Raw genomic sequence first — 14,035 nt, 5'->3', positions numbered from 1 at the left:
ATCAGTCCTTCAGGCCCCATTTGTCCAGGATCTTGTCCACCGTGCCGTTCGCCTTCAGCCGGCCGAGCGAGGCGTTGATCTTGCCGAGCAGCTCGGTATCGCTCTTGCGCACGCCGATGCCGACCGAGCCGACGGTCACGGGCTTGTAGCTCGTAACGAGGCGCACTTCGGGGAAGCCACCCTGCTTGAGATTGTAGGCGAGGATCGGATAGTCGGCGAAGCCGGCCTTGAGGCGCGCGGCGTTCACGTCGCGCAGGATGTCGGGAATGGTGTCATAGGCCTTCACGTCACTGAACAGGCCCGACTTCTTCAGCGCGTCGACGAAGGCGGTGCCGACCTGCGCGCCGACGACCTCACCCTTCAGATCCTCCTGCGAGGCATAGGCCTTGGTATCGCTCTTCGGCACCACCAGGCCTTCGCCATAGGTGTAGATCGGATCGGAGAAGTCGATCACCTCCTTGCGCGGCGCGGTGATGAACATTGCGGCTGCAATGATGTCGATCTTGCTCGAGGTCAGCGAGGGGATCAGCGCCGAAAACTGCATCGGCTCGATCTGGACGTTGAGGCCGGCGTCCTTGCCGACCTCGGTGATGAGATCGACCATGACGCCCTGGATGGTGTTGGTCTTGGTGTCAAGGAAGGTGAAGGGAATGCCCGTCGGGGTCGAGCCGACCTTCAGCACCTGCTGCGCTGATGCCGGCAAGCTGGCTGCAAGGGCGAGCGCCGCGACCGCGGCCTGAACGAAACGCTTCATCGCAATCCCCCTTTTGGGTTCGGCCGATGACGGCGCGCCCGCGCAGCTTATGAGGCAGATGTTGCGAGGCGGGCCGTTTCAGCTTATTTTCACTAATATGAAATTTTGGCCACACTTTCGCGGACGATGCAAGCGGTTTTCATGCACATGAAGGAAGCGGTTTGACGTGAGCGGTGGTAAAAGAATGCGCAAGCCTGCCGCGGCGAAGAAGGCAAAGGCCGTCACCAAACCGGTCACCAAGCCGGAGCCGGCAATGGACGTCGCGGTCGGACGCCGCATCCGCGATCTCAGGCGGACACGGCAACTCTCGCTCGAAACGGTCGCCGAGCGCACGTCGCTGTCGATCGGCTTCCTCAGCCAGATCGAGCGCGGCCTGTCCTCGCCCTCGCTGCGCGTGCTCGCGACGCTCGCCGACGTGCTTGGCGTGGGCATCGCCGCGCTGTTCGGCGCGAGCCCAGGCACGGATGGCGCGTCAGATTCCGTGGTGATGCGCGGGATGCAACGCCCCGAACTGAAGCTCTGGCGCACCGGCATTTCAAAACAGCTCCTGAGCGCCGCGGGCGCCGAGAACCGGCTCAACCTGTTCCTGGTGCACCTGGAACCCGGCGGCTCGACCGGCGATGAACTCTACACCCATGATGGCGAGGAGGCCGGCCTCGTGCTCGAAGGCGAGATGATGCTGACGGTGGATGCAGACACGTGGTCGCTGAAGACAGGCGACAGCTTTCGGTTTGCCAGCCGAAGGCCGCACCGGTTTTCCAACCCGGCCGAGGATGCGAAGGCCGTGGTGCTGTGGGTGAACTGCGTGACCGGGGCGGGGTAGCGCAGTCGTCACGACGGCCGATAGACGTCCGGCCGTAGGACCTCCATGAAGCGGGACGGGCTTCCGAGCGGCTCGAACCCGAACTGGCTATACAGGCCATGCGCGTCGCGGGTCACGAGGAGAAGGCGCCTCAGACCTTGCAGGTTGTCGTGACCGACGACGTAGCGCATCAGCCATTTGGACAGTCCCTTGCCGCGATGGGTCTCGAGTATGAAGACGTCTGCAAGCAAAGCGAATGTCGACTTGTCAGTGACGACGCGGGCAAACCCGACTTGCTCCGCGCGATGGTACACACCAAAGCAGAGAGAATTCTCGATCGCACGCTCGACAACGGATCGCGGGATCCCGCGCGCCCAATAGCTGTCTTCTGCCAGGAACTTGTAAATGACGTCCACGTTCAAGCGGTGGGGATCGGTCGAGATCTCGTAGTCGGCGAGAAACTGTTCCATCTGCATTTACTGGATCCTTTGTTGATTGCCGCATATGTACTACCGCCTCCGTCATCCCAAGGTGCAGGCGGTATGCGCTCCTCGAAGGATGCACGACCCCGAGGCAGCCGGCCGTCGCCCTTCGAGGGCCGCTTCAGGGTGACGGTGATGGATTTGCACGCCCGATACCTCCACATCGTCATTGCGAGCGCAGCGAAGCAATCCAGGATCTCACCGCGGAGATAGTCTGGATTGCTTCGTCGCCTCGCTCCTCGCAATGACGCGGAAAGAGACGTTCAGCCAAACCGATGCGCGTAGCGATCGACCGTCAGCTCACTCGTGTCGATCTGCGGCTTCTCGCCCGACAGCATGTCCGCGAGCACCTGTCCTGAACCGCAGGACATGGTCCAGCCAAGCGTGCCGTGACCGGTGTTGAGATGGAGATTTGAATAGCGCGTGGCACCGATCACGGGCGGGCCGTCCGGTGTCATCGGGCGCAGGCCGCTCCAGAACGTCGCCTTGGAGAGATCGCCGCCGCGCGGGAAGAGATCTGTCACCGAATGATCGAGCGTTGCGCGACGCGCGGCGTAGAGCTTGTCGGAATAGCCGGAGATCTCCGCGGTGCCGCCGACGCGGATGCGATTGCCGAGCCGTGTGATCGCGACCTTGTAGCTCTCGTCCATCACCGTCGATTCCGGAGCGCCGCTGGCGTCCGTGATCGGCACCGTGATCGAATAGCCCTTCACCGGAAAGACCGGCAGCGAGATGCCGAGCGGGGCAACAAGGCGCGACGACCAGCTTCCGAGCGCGACGACATAGGCATCCGCCTGCAACAGGCCGGCGCCGGTCGCAACACCGGTGACACGCGAGGCATCCGTGACGATGCCCTTGATCGACGTATTGAACAGGAAGCGCACACCGAGCTTTTCGGCCTCTGCGGCCAGCGCCTGCGTGAACATGTGGCAGTCGCCGGTCTCGTCCTCCGGCAGCCTCAGGCCGCCGACGAACTTTTCCTTCACGCCGGCGAGTGCGGGCTCAGCCGCAATGCAGCCCTCGCGATTGAGCACCTCGTAGGGCACGCCATACTGCTTGAGCACGGCGATGTCCTCAGCCGTGCCGTCGAGCTGCGCCTGGTAGCGGAAGAGCTGGAGCGTACCCTTCGAGCGCTCGTCATATTGAATGCCGATGTCGCGGCGCAGGTCACGCAGGCAATCGCGGCTGTATTCCGCGATCGGGATCATCCGGCTCTTGTTGACAGCGTAGCGCGTGGACGTGCAGTTGCGCAGCATCTTGAGCAGCCAGACCCACATCACGGGATCGACCTTGGGCCGGATCACCAGCGGGCCGTGCTTCATCAGAAGCCATTTGATCGCCTTCACCGGCACGCCCGGTCCCGCCCATGGCGAGGAATAGCCAGGCGAGACCTCGCCGGCATTGGCAAAGGACGTCTCGAGCGCTGGCTCGCCCTGACGGTCGACGACCGTCACGTCATGGCCGGCACGCGCGAGGTAATAGGCAGAGGTGACACCGATGACACCGCTGCCGAGGATCAGGACTTTCACGTTTCGCACCACTCCCGCGGCGTTTGTCGCGCCGCTAGAGCATGATCCGGAAAAGTAGGAAGCGGTTTTCCGAAAAGATCATGCTCAAACAATAACCTAAAGCGCGATGACGAATCATCCCAATTTCATCGCGCTTTAGCAAGAACAAGGGGTCGATACCCGCGAGAGCAATTATCAGGCCACGCGTTTGATGGCGTCGCCGAGAATCGAGACCATCTGGTCGATGTGGCTCTTCTCGACGATCAGGGGCGGCGACATCGCGAAGGAATCGCCGCTCATGCGCAGGTAGAGACCCGTGTTGAAACAATCGACCATGATGTCATAGCCGCGGGCACCGACCGCGCCATCACGCGGCGCGACCTCGACCGCGCCCATCAGGCCGCAATTGCGGATGTCGACGACGTTCGGCAGACCTTTGAGCGAATGCAGCGCGTCGCGCCAGTACTCGGCGATCCCTGCGCCACGGGTGAGCAGACCCTCGTCCTTGTAGATGTCGAGCGTCGCGATGCCAGCGGCACAGGCCACCGGGTGCGCCGAATAGGTGTAGCCGTGGAACAGCTCGATCTGGCCCTCCGGGCCGGTCATCACGCCGTCATGCACCTTGCGGCTCGCAAACACGGCGCCGCAGGGCACGGTGCCGTTGGTGATGCCCTTGGCCGTCGTCATCAGGTCCGGCGTGACTCCGAAGAAATTGGCGGCGAACGGCGTACCCAGGCGGCCGAAGCCGGTGATGACCTCGTCGAAGATCAGGAGGATGCCGTGCTTGTCGCAGATCTCGCGCAGGCGCGCGAGATAGCCCTGCGGCGGCGGCAGCACCGCGGTCGAGCCCGGCACCGGCTCGACGATCACGGCGGCGATCGTCTCGGCGCCGTGCAGCGCGACGAGGCGCTCGAGATCGTCGGCAAGCTCGGCGCCATGCGCCGGCTGGTCCTTGGCAAAGGCGTTGCGGGTGAGGTCATGGGTGTGGCGAATGTGATCGACGCCCGGCAGATGGGTCGCAAAGGCGCGGCGGTTCGCCACCATGCCGCCGACCGACATGCCGCCGAAACCGACGCCGTGATAGCCGCGCTCGCGGCCGATCAGGCGGGTGCGGCTCGACTGGCCGGTGGCGCGATGATAGGCGAGCGCGATCTTGAGCGCAGTGTCGACCGACTCGGAGCCGGAGTTGGTGAAGAAGATGCGGTCAAGGCCCTTGGGGGCGATCTCCGCGAGCCGCTCGGCGAAGTCGAACGAAAGCGGATGACCCATATTGAATGACGGCGCGAAGTCGAGCGTCATGAGCTGCTTCTCGACCGCAGCGGCAATCTGCCTGCGGCCGTGGCCGGCGTTGACACACCACAGGCCCGCCGAGCCGTCGATCACCTTGCGACCATCGACGCTGGTGTAGTGCATGCCCTCGGCCGAGGAGAACAGGCGCGGAGCCTTCTTGAACTGCCGGTTGGCCGTGAACGGCATCCAGTGCGAATCGGTCTTGATGGTGTTCGGAATCTGGTGAAGGGTCACAGGCCGCTCCTTTGCTGACCCGGAAGCAGAGCCACGGCTTTAAAGGCGCAACAAGTCCTTTTCTGCATGCCCGCAACCCATTGATCTGGTTGGGGCGGCCGGTCCATATTTGCGCGATCCGCAACACCTGCAACAGGGATTTGCACCATGAGCGTCGACATCGGTGGACGGCTGCGATTCATCCGGGCGCGCCACAAGCTGTCGCAGCGCGAGCTCGCCAAACGCTCCGGTGTCACCAATTCGACGATCTCGCTGATCGAATCCAACCAGATGAACCCGTCCGTCGGCGCGCTCAAGCGCATCCTCGACGGCATCCCGATGGGGCTCGCCGAGTTCTTCGCGCTGGAGCCGGAGACGCGGCGCAAGATCTTCTATCGTGCGGAGGAGCTGACCGAGGTCGGCAAGAAGCCGATCTCCTACCGCCAGGTCGGCGACAATCTGTTCGGCCGGAGCTTGCAGATCCTGAAAGAACGCTACGAGCCCGGCAGCGACACCGGCCGTGTGCCGCTGGTGCATGACGGCGAGGAAGGCGGCGTGGTGATCTCCGGCAAGCTCGAGGTCACCGTCGAGGACGAGCGGCGCATCCTCAACCCGGGTGATGCCTATTATTTCGAAAGCCGCAGGCCGCACCGCTTCCGCTGCGTCGGCGGCAAGCCGTGCGAGGTGATCTCGGCCTGCACGCCGCCGACGTTCTGAACCGCATCTCGCGTGTCAGGGCTACGTCAGCAGCTCCTCGATCCGGATCGGGAAACGGCGCACGCGCACGCCGGTTGCATGCCAGACGGCGTTGGCCACCGCGCCAGCGCTGCCGGTGATGCCGATCTCGCCGACGCCCTTGATGCCGAGCGCATTGACGTGCGGATCGTGCTCCTCGACCGTCAGCACATCCATTGGCGGCACGTCGGCATTCACGGGGATATGGTACTCGCCGAGATCGGCATTCATGATCCGACCGCTGCGCCGGTCGGTGATGGCCTCCTCGTGCAGCGCAAAGGACAGGCCCCAGATCATGCCGCCGAGGAGCTGGCTCCGCACCAGATGCGGATTGATGATGCGGCCCGCGGCGAACGCGCCGACCATCCGCGAGACCCGGATCTGGCCGAGCTCGAGATCGACCTTCACCTCGGCAAACACGGCGCCATGCGCATGCATGGCGTAGTCGGTTTGCGCCGTCGGGTTCGGCGCGCCGGTGCCGCGCGCATCGATCTCGGCAAGGCCGGCCCGCGCGAGGATATCGGCATAGCTCTCGCCGCGGCTGTCGTCGTCGCACCGGAACAGTTTGCCGTCGCGGGCGATCACGCCGGCATTGCCGGCACCGAACAGCGGCGAGCGCTCGTCGCGAGTGGCGAGATCGGCAAGCTTTGCGATCACGGCCGCGCCGGCATTATGGATCGCGTTGCCCGCAGTCGCGGTGTGCGCCGAGCCGCCGGCGATGCCGCCATCGGGCAGGTCCGAGGTGCCGGAGCGAAAGTCGACGCGATCGACCTCGAGGCCGAGACCATCGGCCGCGATCTGCGCGAGCGCCGTCCAGGCGCCCTGCCCCATATCATGCGCGCCGATCTCTATCACGCCGGTGCCATCGCGGCGGATCGCCGCGCGCGCCTCGGCCTGGAACATCAGTGCCGGGAAGGTTGCCGTGCCCATGCCCCAGCCGACCAGCAGACCGGAATCGTCGCGCATCTGCCGTGGCGCGAGTGGCCGCTTCGCCCAGCCGAAGCGCGCCGCGCCCTGCTCGTAGCAGGCGCGCAGCGCCTTCGAGGAGAACGGTTTTCCGGTGGTCGGCTCGACCTCGGCGTAGTTCTTCAGGCGAAACGCCAGCGGATCCATGCCGCAGGCGAGCGCCATCTCGTCGATTGCGCTTTCCAGCGCAATCGATCCGCTCGCCTCGCCCGGCGCGCGCATGAACAGCGGTGTGCCGGTGTCGACGCGCGCCGCCTCATGCGTGGTCCTGATCGCAGGACTGGCGTAGAGCGTGTGCGAAGCATCGGCCGCGGGCTCGTAGAAATCGTCGTAGCTGCTCGATACCGTCTTCGCATGGTGATCGATCGCGGTGAAGCGCCCGTGCGCGTCGACGCCCATCTGCAAGCGCTGCCGCGTCGGCGCGCGATGCCCGACCGGGCCGTACATCTGCTCGCGGCGCAGCACGAGCTTCACCGGCTTGCCGACCAGCTTCGCCGCCATGACGCCGAGGATCTGCGGGCCCGTCAAAAACCCTTTCGAACCAAAACCGCCGCCGAGGAACGGGCTGCGAATCCTGATCTTCTCCGGCGCGAGACCAAACAGCTCGGCGACGCGGGCGCGCGCCATCACCATGGCCTGGCTCGGCGTATCGATCGAGAGCGTGTCGCCGTCCCACGCTGCTACGATGGCGTGCGGCTCCATGGCGTTGTGATATTGCGGCGGCGTCTCGTAGGTCGCCTCGATCCGCTTTGCGGCCGCGGCGAGCCCGGCGTCGATATCGCCATGCTGCACTTGTGCAGGGTTGCCGACGCCGACGACAGGCGGCGCAAACGTTTCGCCGGCGTCGAGACCGACGCGAGGGTTTAGCGTCTCATAGCACGGGGCCAGCAGCGCTGCGCCTTCGGTCGCCGCCTCCAGCGTCTCCGCGATCACGACGGCGATCGGCTGATTGGCGTAGCGGATCTCATCGCTCTGAAGGACCTCCATCCGGAATACGAACGGATTGGTCTTGATGTCAGGGTCGATCGCGAGCTCAGGCTTGTGTTTCGACGTCATGACGTCGACCACGCCCTTGTGGCTCCTGGCCGCCGCGACGTCGAGCGACGTCACGCGGCCGCGCGCGATGCTCGATACCGCGATCACCGCAAACAGCATGCCCGGCGGATGATGGTCCGCGGCGTAGGCCGCCTGTCCCTTGACCTTCAACACGCCGTCGCGGCGGGTCAGCGGCTGGCCCATGTTCGAGCCGTGACGGATATGAGCGGGCGCAGAGGTGAGGTTGATCTCAGGCATGCAGGGCTCCGGAAGCAAAGGGAGAGGCCGGCAGCGCCGGAATGCGCGCGGGCGTTCCAGCGGCGGCAAGGGTCAGCGCGCGCACGACGATGCGGCGCGCGAGCTCGATCTTGAAGGCGTTGTCGCCGGACGGTTTTGCATCAGCGAGCGCAGCTTGCCCCGCTGCGCGGAACGCGGACGGCTCAGGCGCGGCACCTTTCAGCATCGCTTCCGCAGCGCGGGCGCGCCAGGGCTTTGCGGCGACGCCGCCGAGCGCAAGCCGCGCCTCCTTGATCCTACCGTTCTCGATCGTCAGCCCTGCTGCGGCGGACACCACGGCAAAGGCATAGGAGGTGCGCTCGCGAACCTTGAGATAGCGCGCATGGCCCGCGAATTCCCGCGCAACGGCCGGCAGCCGCACCGCCACGATCAGATCGCCCGGCTCGAGCGCCGTCTCGCGCTCGGGCGTTGTGCCCGGCAGGCGATGTAGCGCGTCAAGGGGCAGCTCGCGCCGGCCACCCTTGCCTTCGATCTCGAGGATGGCGTCGAGCGCAACCAGCGGCACGCAAAAGTCGGAGGGATGGGTGGCAATGCAGCCTTCGCTCCAGCCGAGCACGGCATGCAGCCGGTTCTCGCCGCCGCGCGCATCGCAACCGCTGCCCGCCTCGCGCCGGTTGCAGCGGCTGGCGGGGTCATAGAAATACGCACAGCGCGTCCGTTGCAGGAGATTGCCGCCGACGGTCGCGGCATTGCGGAGCTGCGCCGAGGCGCCCGACAGCAGTGCTTCGGCGATCGCCGGATAGGCTTTTGCAAACGCGGCATCATGCGCGAGATCGGCATTACGAACGAGTGCTCCGATACGCACGCTGCCATCGGCGAGGTGCTCGATCTTGTCGAGCCCATTCAGATGCGTGACGTCGACCAGACGGTCAGGGCGACTAATGCCGCCCTTCATCAGGTCGAGCAGATTGGTGCCGGCGGCAAGATAGGTCGCGCCGGGCTGCGCGGCGGCGGTGACGGCCTCGGCAATGGTCGCGGGCCTGACGTAATCGAACGGCTTCATGCGGAGCGCCTCTGGTTGGCTTCACTGGTCTGCACCTCGAGCACGGCATCGACGATGCCGGCATAGGCGCCGCAGCGGCAGAGATTGCCGCTCATGCATTCCCTGATACGTTCAGGGTCATCGCCCGCCTGCGCTTCCCGCATCATTCCGATCGCGCTCATGATCTGGCCGGGCGTGCAGAAGCCGCATTGAAAGCCGTCATGGGCGATAAAGGCGGCCTGCACGGGATGAAGCTGGTCGCCGCGCGCAACGCCTTCGATGGTGAGGATGTCGGCGCCGTCATGGCTGATGGCGAGCGCGAGGCAGGAGTTGATCCGCTTGCCGTCGACCAGGATGGTGCAGGCGCCGCACTGGCCACGGTCGCATCCCTTCTTGGTTCCGGTCAGTTGCAGGCGCTCACGCAAGAGATCGAGCAGCGTGACGCGAGGATCATCGAGATGGAAGTCGCGCCGCGCACCGTTCACGGTGAGGCTGATGGAGTGGGTCATACAGGGCTCCGATCAGATATGGACATATGCGATCGCTTGCGCGCCACCGCCGTGGCCGCAGTCGATCTGTCGCCGCCCGAACATGAGCCGAGCCGACGTGTCGACGAAGATACGGAGGTACCCTCCGTTTAACAAGTCCCGTCGAAAAATATTGGAATTCGTCAAAAACCCCGTGCGCAAACAACGCGATGGCTCGCGCAAAGGGTTCAATCTAACCAGATCGTGATCTAGATTGGTCTGCATGGACGATCAGGTCGACAACATCCGAAAGCCCCGCGCCGACGCCGTGCGAAATCGCGAGCGCGTGCTCGAGGCGGCCAAGGCCGTGTTCAGCGCGGGCGGGCCGGAGGCGAGCCTGGAAGCGGTGGCCAGGCGCGCCGGTGTCGGCATCGGCACGCTCTATCGTCATTTTCCGACGCGCGAGGCGCTGTTCGAGGCAGTTTATCGCCGCGAGGTCGAGCAGCTCGGCGAGCTCGCCGAGCAATTGAAGAGCGCCAAGGATCCGGTCGATGCGCTGCGGCGCTGGCTGCGCTCCAATGTCGAGTTCGTCGCCACCAAGAAGGGCATGTCGGCAGCGCTGGCGCTCGCGGTGCAGAGCGGCTCGGAGCTGCATGCTTTCTCTTTCGATCGGCTGACCACGGCCATCGGCTCACTGCTCGACCGCGCGGTTGCAGCCGGCCAGATGCGGGCCGACATCAGTCCGGAGGACCTGCTGCGTGCGTTCTTCGGCATGTGCTACATGCACGACCAGCCCGGCTGGCAATCGACCGCGCTACGACTGCTCGACGTCTTCGTCGACGGGCTTCGCGTGCAGCCCAAACGATCAGCGCGCGCGACGGTCAAGAAGACAAAACCGGCGGCGAAACGAAAACGATAATACGGAGCCAGTGATGCGCATTGCGGTGTTGCTGATCACGTTACTCCTGAGCTTTGCGGCCGCGCACGCCGACGACATCGCAGCCGCCAAGAGCGTGATCCGCGCCCAGGAGCAGGCTTTTGCCCGCGACGACGCCGCGGCCGCGTATTCCTACGCCGCACCCGCGATCAGGAAGATCTTCCCGGCCGCCGACATCTTCATGGCGATGGTGGAGAATGCCTACGCGCCGATCTACCGGCACAAGAGTTTTGAGTTCGGCGAGACCAAGGTCGATGGCGACTGGATCGGCCAGCACGTCCACATCATCGACGCCAATGGCGAAGCCTGGGACGCGCTTTACACGCTCGAGCAGCAATCCGACGGCAACTACAAGATCACGGGATGCTCGCTGTCGAAGGCGGGACAAGCGGTTTAGGCGAGGACTCTCGAATCGGCGATGTGCGTTTAACCTTCGCACGCAAATGCAGCCATTGCATGAGGTCCGAGAAGGGCCACAGGCCGGCATGAGCAGTTGAGCAGCAGCCAGAACAATGCAGTGGCGCAGCATCAATGGCTTGAGATAATCTTGGCCGCGGTTCGCGAGAGAAGGGACGCAAATTCGAAATCACGTGCCTTAGCTTCCGTCGGAGCGCCATAGTACATCGCGAAAGTTCCCAGAACCCTTCCGTTCGCTTCAACGGGAAACGACCAACACGCGCGGTAGCCGAACCTACTCGCCAGCCAACTCCATTCACTCCAACGTGGATCCTCCACGACGTCCGGCGTAATGACGGCACATCGCTTGGCAGCGGCTAGGCCGCACGCCAGCGATGCGGGGCCGATCGCAAATCCGTCGACATAGCGCGCATAGTCTTTCGTCATACCCGTGAGATGGTAGAGCGCAGTTCCCTGGGGATTGATGGCGCGGCTGACGACCGAACGCGTGCACCATTCCACAGAGCGCAGATGGCTAGTTTATCCATGTGGAAGCAAATTTGGCTCGACGCGAAAGTTTGTCAGGCATGCCTGCGCAATGCAAAAGGCGTCCCGTTGCCGGAACCCGTGGTAGCATGGTTCTTCGCACGGGCCGAAAGCGAAGTTAAGTTCCTCGGCGGTCTCGAATGATCCTATAGATCGAGGCGTGCTGCAGCGCATCAAGCTGAGATGCCATGGCGCGCCATTGGCCGGCCAATTCCCGGAAAGTATGAGCGATCAGCCGATCGGTGACCTTATCAGCCATCGCCTCGCACTGCTCAGCTTTCCTCATCATTTCGTCGGCGCATAACATGATCGCCAATGACTTGGACCAAACAGCGTTCCAACCCTGGCACTTTGCACTGTCGTCGTCCGGGACGCTGCCTTGCTCGACCAGCGAACTGGATCCACTCGGTGTCATTCGCTGCGAACGGGAAGCGCCCCGACGGCACCCTACGGGCGCAAGCCTCTGAGAGGAGACGCGATCTGCGCTTCACAACGCATGCTCGGTGCCCTCACGAACCGAGGAGTACGATCGTGCCCGACGAAGACAGCCTGCCACCAAAGCTCGCCGCATCCCCTGCAACAAGGGCAAGCTGATTACTGGGTGCCCATTGTTGAAGGCGGGACAGGCGGTCTAGGGCGTGGACTCCCGAGTCTGCGATGTCCGTCTAACCTTCAACAGCGTCGCAGATGCTGCCATTGCATGGGGTCCGAAGAGGGCCCACGACCAGACATGCAGTCGAAACCAAAAGGTCGCCCTACTGATATTTCAGGAATCGACTGCGGCAGCGACCCACCTCGAAGAGTTTTACGAAAGACTTGCCCAAATCGAGCAAGGCCCTCACGTGAAGCGCTCGATGATCCCGTAAAGACGCTCGCAGGCTCTTGCGAGATGCTTCCTTGGCACGGTTGCGATGCCCAGAAGGAGTCCCGATCGTCCGGCAGCCGGGCGCGCGTACCAGGCTGACAAGGGGGCTGGTGCAATTCCAAACGCCAGGGTCTCCCTCGCAATGGATGTGTCCGGCGTGCCGTCGGACAATCGCAGTAGTACAGCCAATCCGGCTGTCGCGATGGCGGCATCCTTGACGTGCAGTTGAAGGCACTCCAGCAACGCGTCTCGCTGAGCGGAGTAGGCACGCTTGGTACGCCGAAGATGGCGCATGTAGTGGCCTTCGCGCATGAACTCGGCGGTCGCAAGCTGCACGGAAGGCCCAGGCGGCGGCGCGAGACATGCGGCGACCTCCGCGAAGCGAGACAGGAGCGTAACGGGCGCGACGAGGAAACCGAGCCTCAACGTGGGACTGATCGTCTTGCTGAAAGAGCCAATGTGGATGACGCACCCATTGCGATCGAGTGAGGCAAGCGCCGGCGCTGCCCGCCCCTTCAGCTGCAGTTCGCTCAGATAATCGTCTTCGATCACCCACACGCCTTCGTGGGCGGCCCAGTCGAACAGGCGTAAACGCCGCTCCAGCGATAAAGTAAATCCGAGCGGGGCTTGCTGCCCCGGTGTCACGACAACAACCTTCGCGTCCGGGAAGTGACGCAGCCCGTGGTCGACATCGATGCCGCTGGCGTCGACCGGTATCGGTGCAAGCGACAATCTTGCCAGTTCCAGGCCCCGTCGGGTGAACGGGAAGCCGGGCTCCTCGATCCACACTTTCTGTCCCTCAAGCCCAAGAACCCGCAGCGTCAGTCCCAGGCCGCTGCTGTATCCCCCGGTTACGAAGACTTGCGAGGGCGAACATTCGATGCCGCGCGCGATGGCAAGATAACCGGCAACTTCGCGCCGGAATTCAAGTTCTCCTCGCGGGTCTGGGTAATTCGGCGGCGAGCCAACTTCTGCGCGAACGGCATGTGCACGGATTCGCGCGAGCAGCGTGGCCGGAAATGTCTCCTCTGCAGGTACCCCCATCTGGAAGATGGCCGGTCCCTGGGTCATCTGCTGGTACATCTCCATGAACGAACCCGGATCGGGAGGCTGTTCGGACCGGCTCACTGCGCGAGGCCGCTCCGCGACGTGGGTCCCGGTAGTTCGCGAAGCCACGATGAGCTGCGCCGCGGACAGCTTTTCGTAAGCCGCGCGCACGGTGCCGCGCGCAACGCCAAGCTGCGCTGCGAGGTCTTGCCAGGATGGCAGGCGCGCGCCCGGTGCGAGCAAGCCGCTCTCGATGGCCACGCCGATACCATCCCGGATCTGGTCAGCCAGCGGCGTCTTCGCAGAACGGTTGAGTTCCAATCGAAACGGCCTGGCCATGTTCTCGTGGTACACGATTTTTGTAAGTTCTTGGTGCTTTTTTCTGACCCAAGGCAAGGGCATTTCTCCAGGCGAAAGGAGAAAAGTCATGATGATACGAACTCTCGTCGCCGCGTACGCCACCCTTGCCGTTGCAACCAATTCGCCGGCCTTCGCGCATGATGTTGGCGACAAGGTCACGCCGAACTTCGAGCAGGCGATACCAAACATTCCGGGCAAGTCGCTGACCGCCGTCGTCGTCGACTATCCGCCAGGTGCGGCTTCCGTTCCGCACACGCACGCAAGGTCGGCCTTCATCTACGCCTACGTCGTTTCCGGAGAAATTAAGTCGAAGGTGAACGACGGCAAGCCGCGGACCTACAAGGCGGGCCAGA

15 protein-coding genes are annotated in these 14,035 nt (G+C 64.0%); 6 read left to right on the top strand and 9 right to left on the bottom strand.

Features of this window, described 5'->3' with window-relative positions:
• Window position 1 precedes the first annotated feature (1 nt).
• The gene (locus SO139_RS37305; RefSeq protein ID WP_449384130.1) at window positions 2-754 is read right to left on the bottom strand and encodes an ABC transporter substrate-binding protein; all 753 of its coding nucleotides are present in this window, start codon (window positions 752-754) and stop codon (window positions 2-4) included.
• Window positions 755-938: 184 nt separating this feature from the next.
• Here SO139_RS37305 and SO139_RS37300 point away from each other — a divergent pair, with 184 nt between their 5' ends.
• A complete protein-coding gene (locus SO139_RS37300; protein ID WP_449384131.1) occupies window positions 939-1,577 on the top strand; it encodes a helix-turn-helix domain-containing protein in 639 nt (212 codons plus the stop codon).
• A gap of 8 nt (window positions 1,578-1,585) precedes the next feature.
• Here the strand turns inward: SO139_RS37300 and SO139_RS37295 are convergent, their stop codons facing one another.
• The 3 genes from SO139_RS37295 to aptA form a co-directional block, all read right to left on the bottom strand.
• Window positions 1,586-2,032: a GNAT family N-acetyltransferase gene (locus SO139_RS37295; RefSeq protein ID WP_449384132.1), complete on the bottom strand. Its 447-nt coding sequence runs from the start codon at window positions 2,030-2,032 to the stop codon at window positions 1,586-1,588.
• Window positions 2,033-2,301: 269 nt separating this feature from the next.
• On the bottom strand, window positions 2,302-3,567 hold the full coding sequence (locus SO139_RS37290) for a D-amino acid dehydrogenase (protein ID WP_449384133.1): 1,266 nt from the start codon (window positions 3,565-3,567) through the stop codon (window positions 2,302-2,304).
• A 174-nt stretch (window positions 3,568-3,741) separates the two neighbouring features.
• Entirely contained in the window at window positions 3,742-5,070 is a 1,329-nt protein-coding gene (gene aptA / locus SO139_RS37285) for an omega-aminotransferase AptA (protein WP_449384134.1), read from the bottom strand.
• A gap of 147 nt (window positions 5,071-5,217) precedes the next feature.
• On the opposite strand from aptA, the gene SO139_RS37280 reads away from it, so the two are divergent.
• Window positions 5,218-5,766 (top strand): cupin domain-containing protein, encoded by a 549-nt coding sequence (locus SO139_RS37280; RefSeq protein ID WP_027552747.1) that lies wholly within the window; start codon window positions 5,218-5,220, stop codon window positions 5,764-5,766.
• Between the two features lie 21 nt (window positions 5,767-5,787).
• On the opposite strand, the gene SO139_RS37275 is transcribed toward SO139_RS37280, so the two are convergent.
• From SO139_RS37275 to SO139_RS37265, 3 genes are read right to left on the bottom strand one after another with little or no spacing between them, the layout of a single operon-like run.
• Entirely contained in the window at window positions 5,788-8,043 is a 2,256-nt protein-coding gene (locus tag SO139_RS37275) for a xanthine dehydrogenase family protein molybdopterin-binding subunit (RefSeq protein ID WP_449384135.1), read from the bottom strand.
• Complete coding sequence (locus SO139_RS37270) at window positions 8,036-9,085, bottom strand: FAD binding domain-containing protein (RefSeq protein WP_449384136.1); 1,050 nt, start codon at window positions 9,083-9,085, stop codon at window positions 8,036-8,038. The genes SO139_RS37275 and SO139_RS37270 overlap by 8 nt, the downstream gene beginning before the upstream one ends.
• On the bottom strand, window positions 9,082-9,573 hold the full coding sequence (locus SO139_RS37265; protein ID WP_449384137.1) for a (2Fe-2S)-binding protein: 492 nt from the start codon (window positions 9,571-9,573) through the stop codon (window positions 9,082-9,084). The genes SO139_RS37270 and SO139_RS37265 overlap by 4 nt, the downstream gene beginning before the upstream one ends.
• 241 nt (window positions 9,574-9,814) lie before the next feature.
• Between SO139_RS37265 and SO139_RS37260 the strand changes: the two genes are divergently transcribed.
• Window positions 9,815-10,450: a TetR/AcrR family transcriptional regulator gene (locus SO139_RS37260; protein WP_449384138.1), complete on the top strand. Its 636-nt coding sequence runs from the start codon at window positions 9,815-9,817 to the stop codon at window positions 10,448-10,450.
• Window positions 10,451-10,463: 13 nt separating this feature from the next.
• Entirely contained in the window at window positions 10,464-10,865 is a 402-nt protein-coding gene (locus SO139_RS37255) for a DUF4864 domain-containing protein (protein ID WP_449384139.1), read from the top strand.
• Between the two features lie 131 nt (window positions 10,866-10,996).
• Here SO139_RS37255 and SO139_RS37250 read toward each other — a convergent pair whose 3' ends face one another.
• Window positions 10,997-11,311 (bottom strand): GAF domain-containing protein, encoded by a 315-nt coding sequence (locus tag SO139_RS37250; RefSeq protein WP_498541584.1) that lies wholly within the window; start codon window positions 11,309-11,311, stop codon window positions 10,997-10,999.
• Window positions 11,312-11,570: 259 nt separating this feature from the next.
• On the opposite strand from SO139_RS37250, the gene SO139_RS37245 reads away from it, so the two are divergent.
• Window positions 11,571-11,714, top strand: coding sequence for a hypothetical protein (locus tag SO139_RS37245; protein ID WP_474800708.1), 144 nt, complete (start codon window positions 11,571-11,573; stop codon window positions 11,712-11,714).
• A 534-nt stretch (window positions 11,715-12,248) separates the two neighbouring features.
• Here SO139_RS37245 and pdxR read toward each other — a convergent pair.
• The gene (gene pdxR / locus SO139_RS37240; protein ID WP_498541588.1) at window positions 12,249-13,661 is read right to left on the bottom strand and encodes a MocR-like pyridoxine biosynthesis transcription factor PdxR; all 1,413 of its coding nucleotides are present in this window, start codon (window positions 13,659-13,661) and stop codon (window positions 12,249-12,251) included.
• An 88-nt stretch (window positions 13,662-13,749) separates the two neighbouring features.
• Between pdxR and SO139_RS37235 the strand changes: the two genes are divergently transcribed.
• Window positions 13,750-14,035: cupin domain-containing protein (locus SO139_RS37235; protein ID WP_498541583.1), on the top strand; the 286-nt coding region annotated here is incomplete at its 3' end.

This window comes from Bradyrhizobium sp. UFLA05-89 (genome assembly GCF_059803475.1).
The sequence above is the reverse complement of the archived record's forward strand: the minus strand, read 5'-3'. Positions and strand labels throughout refer to the sequence as shown.

Bases quoted from the DNA above. Each gene is read 5' to 3' on its own strand.
- SO139_RS37305 (WP_449384130.1), bottom strand. From the start codon at position 754: ATGAAGCGTTTCGTTCAGGCCGCGGTCGCGGCGCTCGCCCTTGCAGCC.
- SO139_RS37300 (WP_449384131.1), top strand. From the start codon at position 939: ATGCGCAAGCCTGCCGCGGCGAAGAAGGCAAAGGCCGTCACCAAACCG.
- SO139_RS37295 (WP_449384132.1), bottom strand. From the start codon at position 2,032: ATGCAGATGGAACAGTTTCTCGCCGACTACGAGATCTCGACCGATCCC.
- SO139_RS37280 (WP_027552747.1), top strand. From the start codon at position 5,218: ATGAGCGTCGACATCGGTGGACGGCTGCGATTCATCCGGGCGCGCCAC.
- SO139_RS37275 (WP_449384135.1), bottom strand. From the start codon at position 8,043: ATGCCTGAGATCAACCTCACCTCTGCGCCCGCTCATATCCGTCACGGC.
- SO139_RS37270 (WP_449384136.1), bottom strand. From the start codon at position 9,085: ATGAAGCCGTTCGATTACGTCAGGCCCGCGACCATTGCCGAGGCCGTC.
- SO139_RS37265 (WP_449384137.1), bottom strand. From the start codon at position 9,573: ATGACCCACTCCATCAGCCTCACCGTGAACGGTGCGCGGCGCGACTTC.
- SO139_RS37260 (WP_449384138.1), top strand. From the start codon at position 9,815: ATGGACGATCAGGTCGACAACATCCGAAAGCCCCGCGCCGACGCCGTG.
- SO139_RS37255 (WP_449384139.1), top strand. From the start codon at position 10,464: ATGCGCATTGCGGTGTTGCTGATCACGTTACTCCTGAGCTTTGCGGCC.
- SO139_RS37250 (WP_498541584.1), bottom strand. From the start codon at position 11,311: ATGACGAAAGACTATGCGCGCTATGTCGACGGATTTGCGATCGGCCCC.
- pdxR (WP_498541588.1), bottom strand. From the start codon at position 13,661: ATGGCCAGGCCGTTTCGATTGGAACTCAACCGTTCTGCGAAGACGCCG.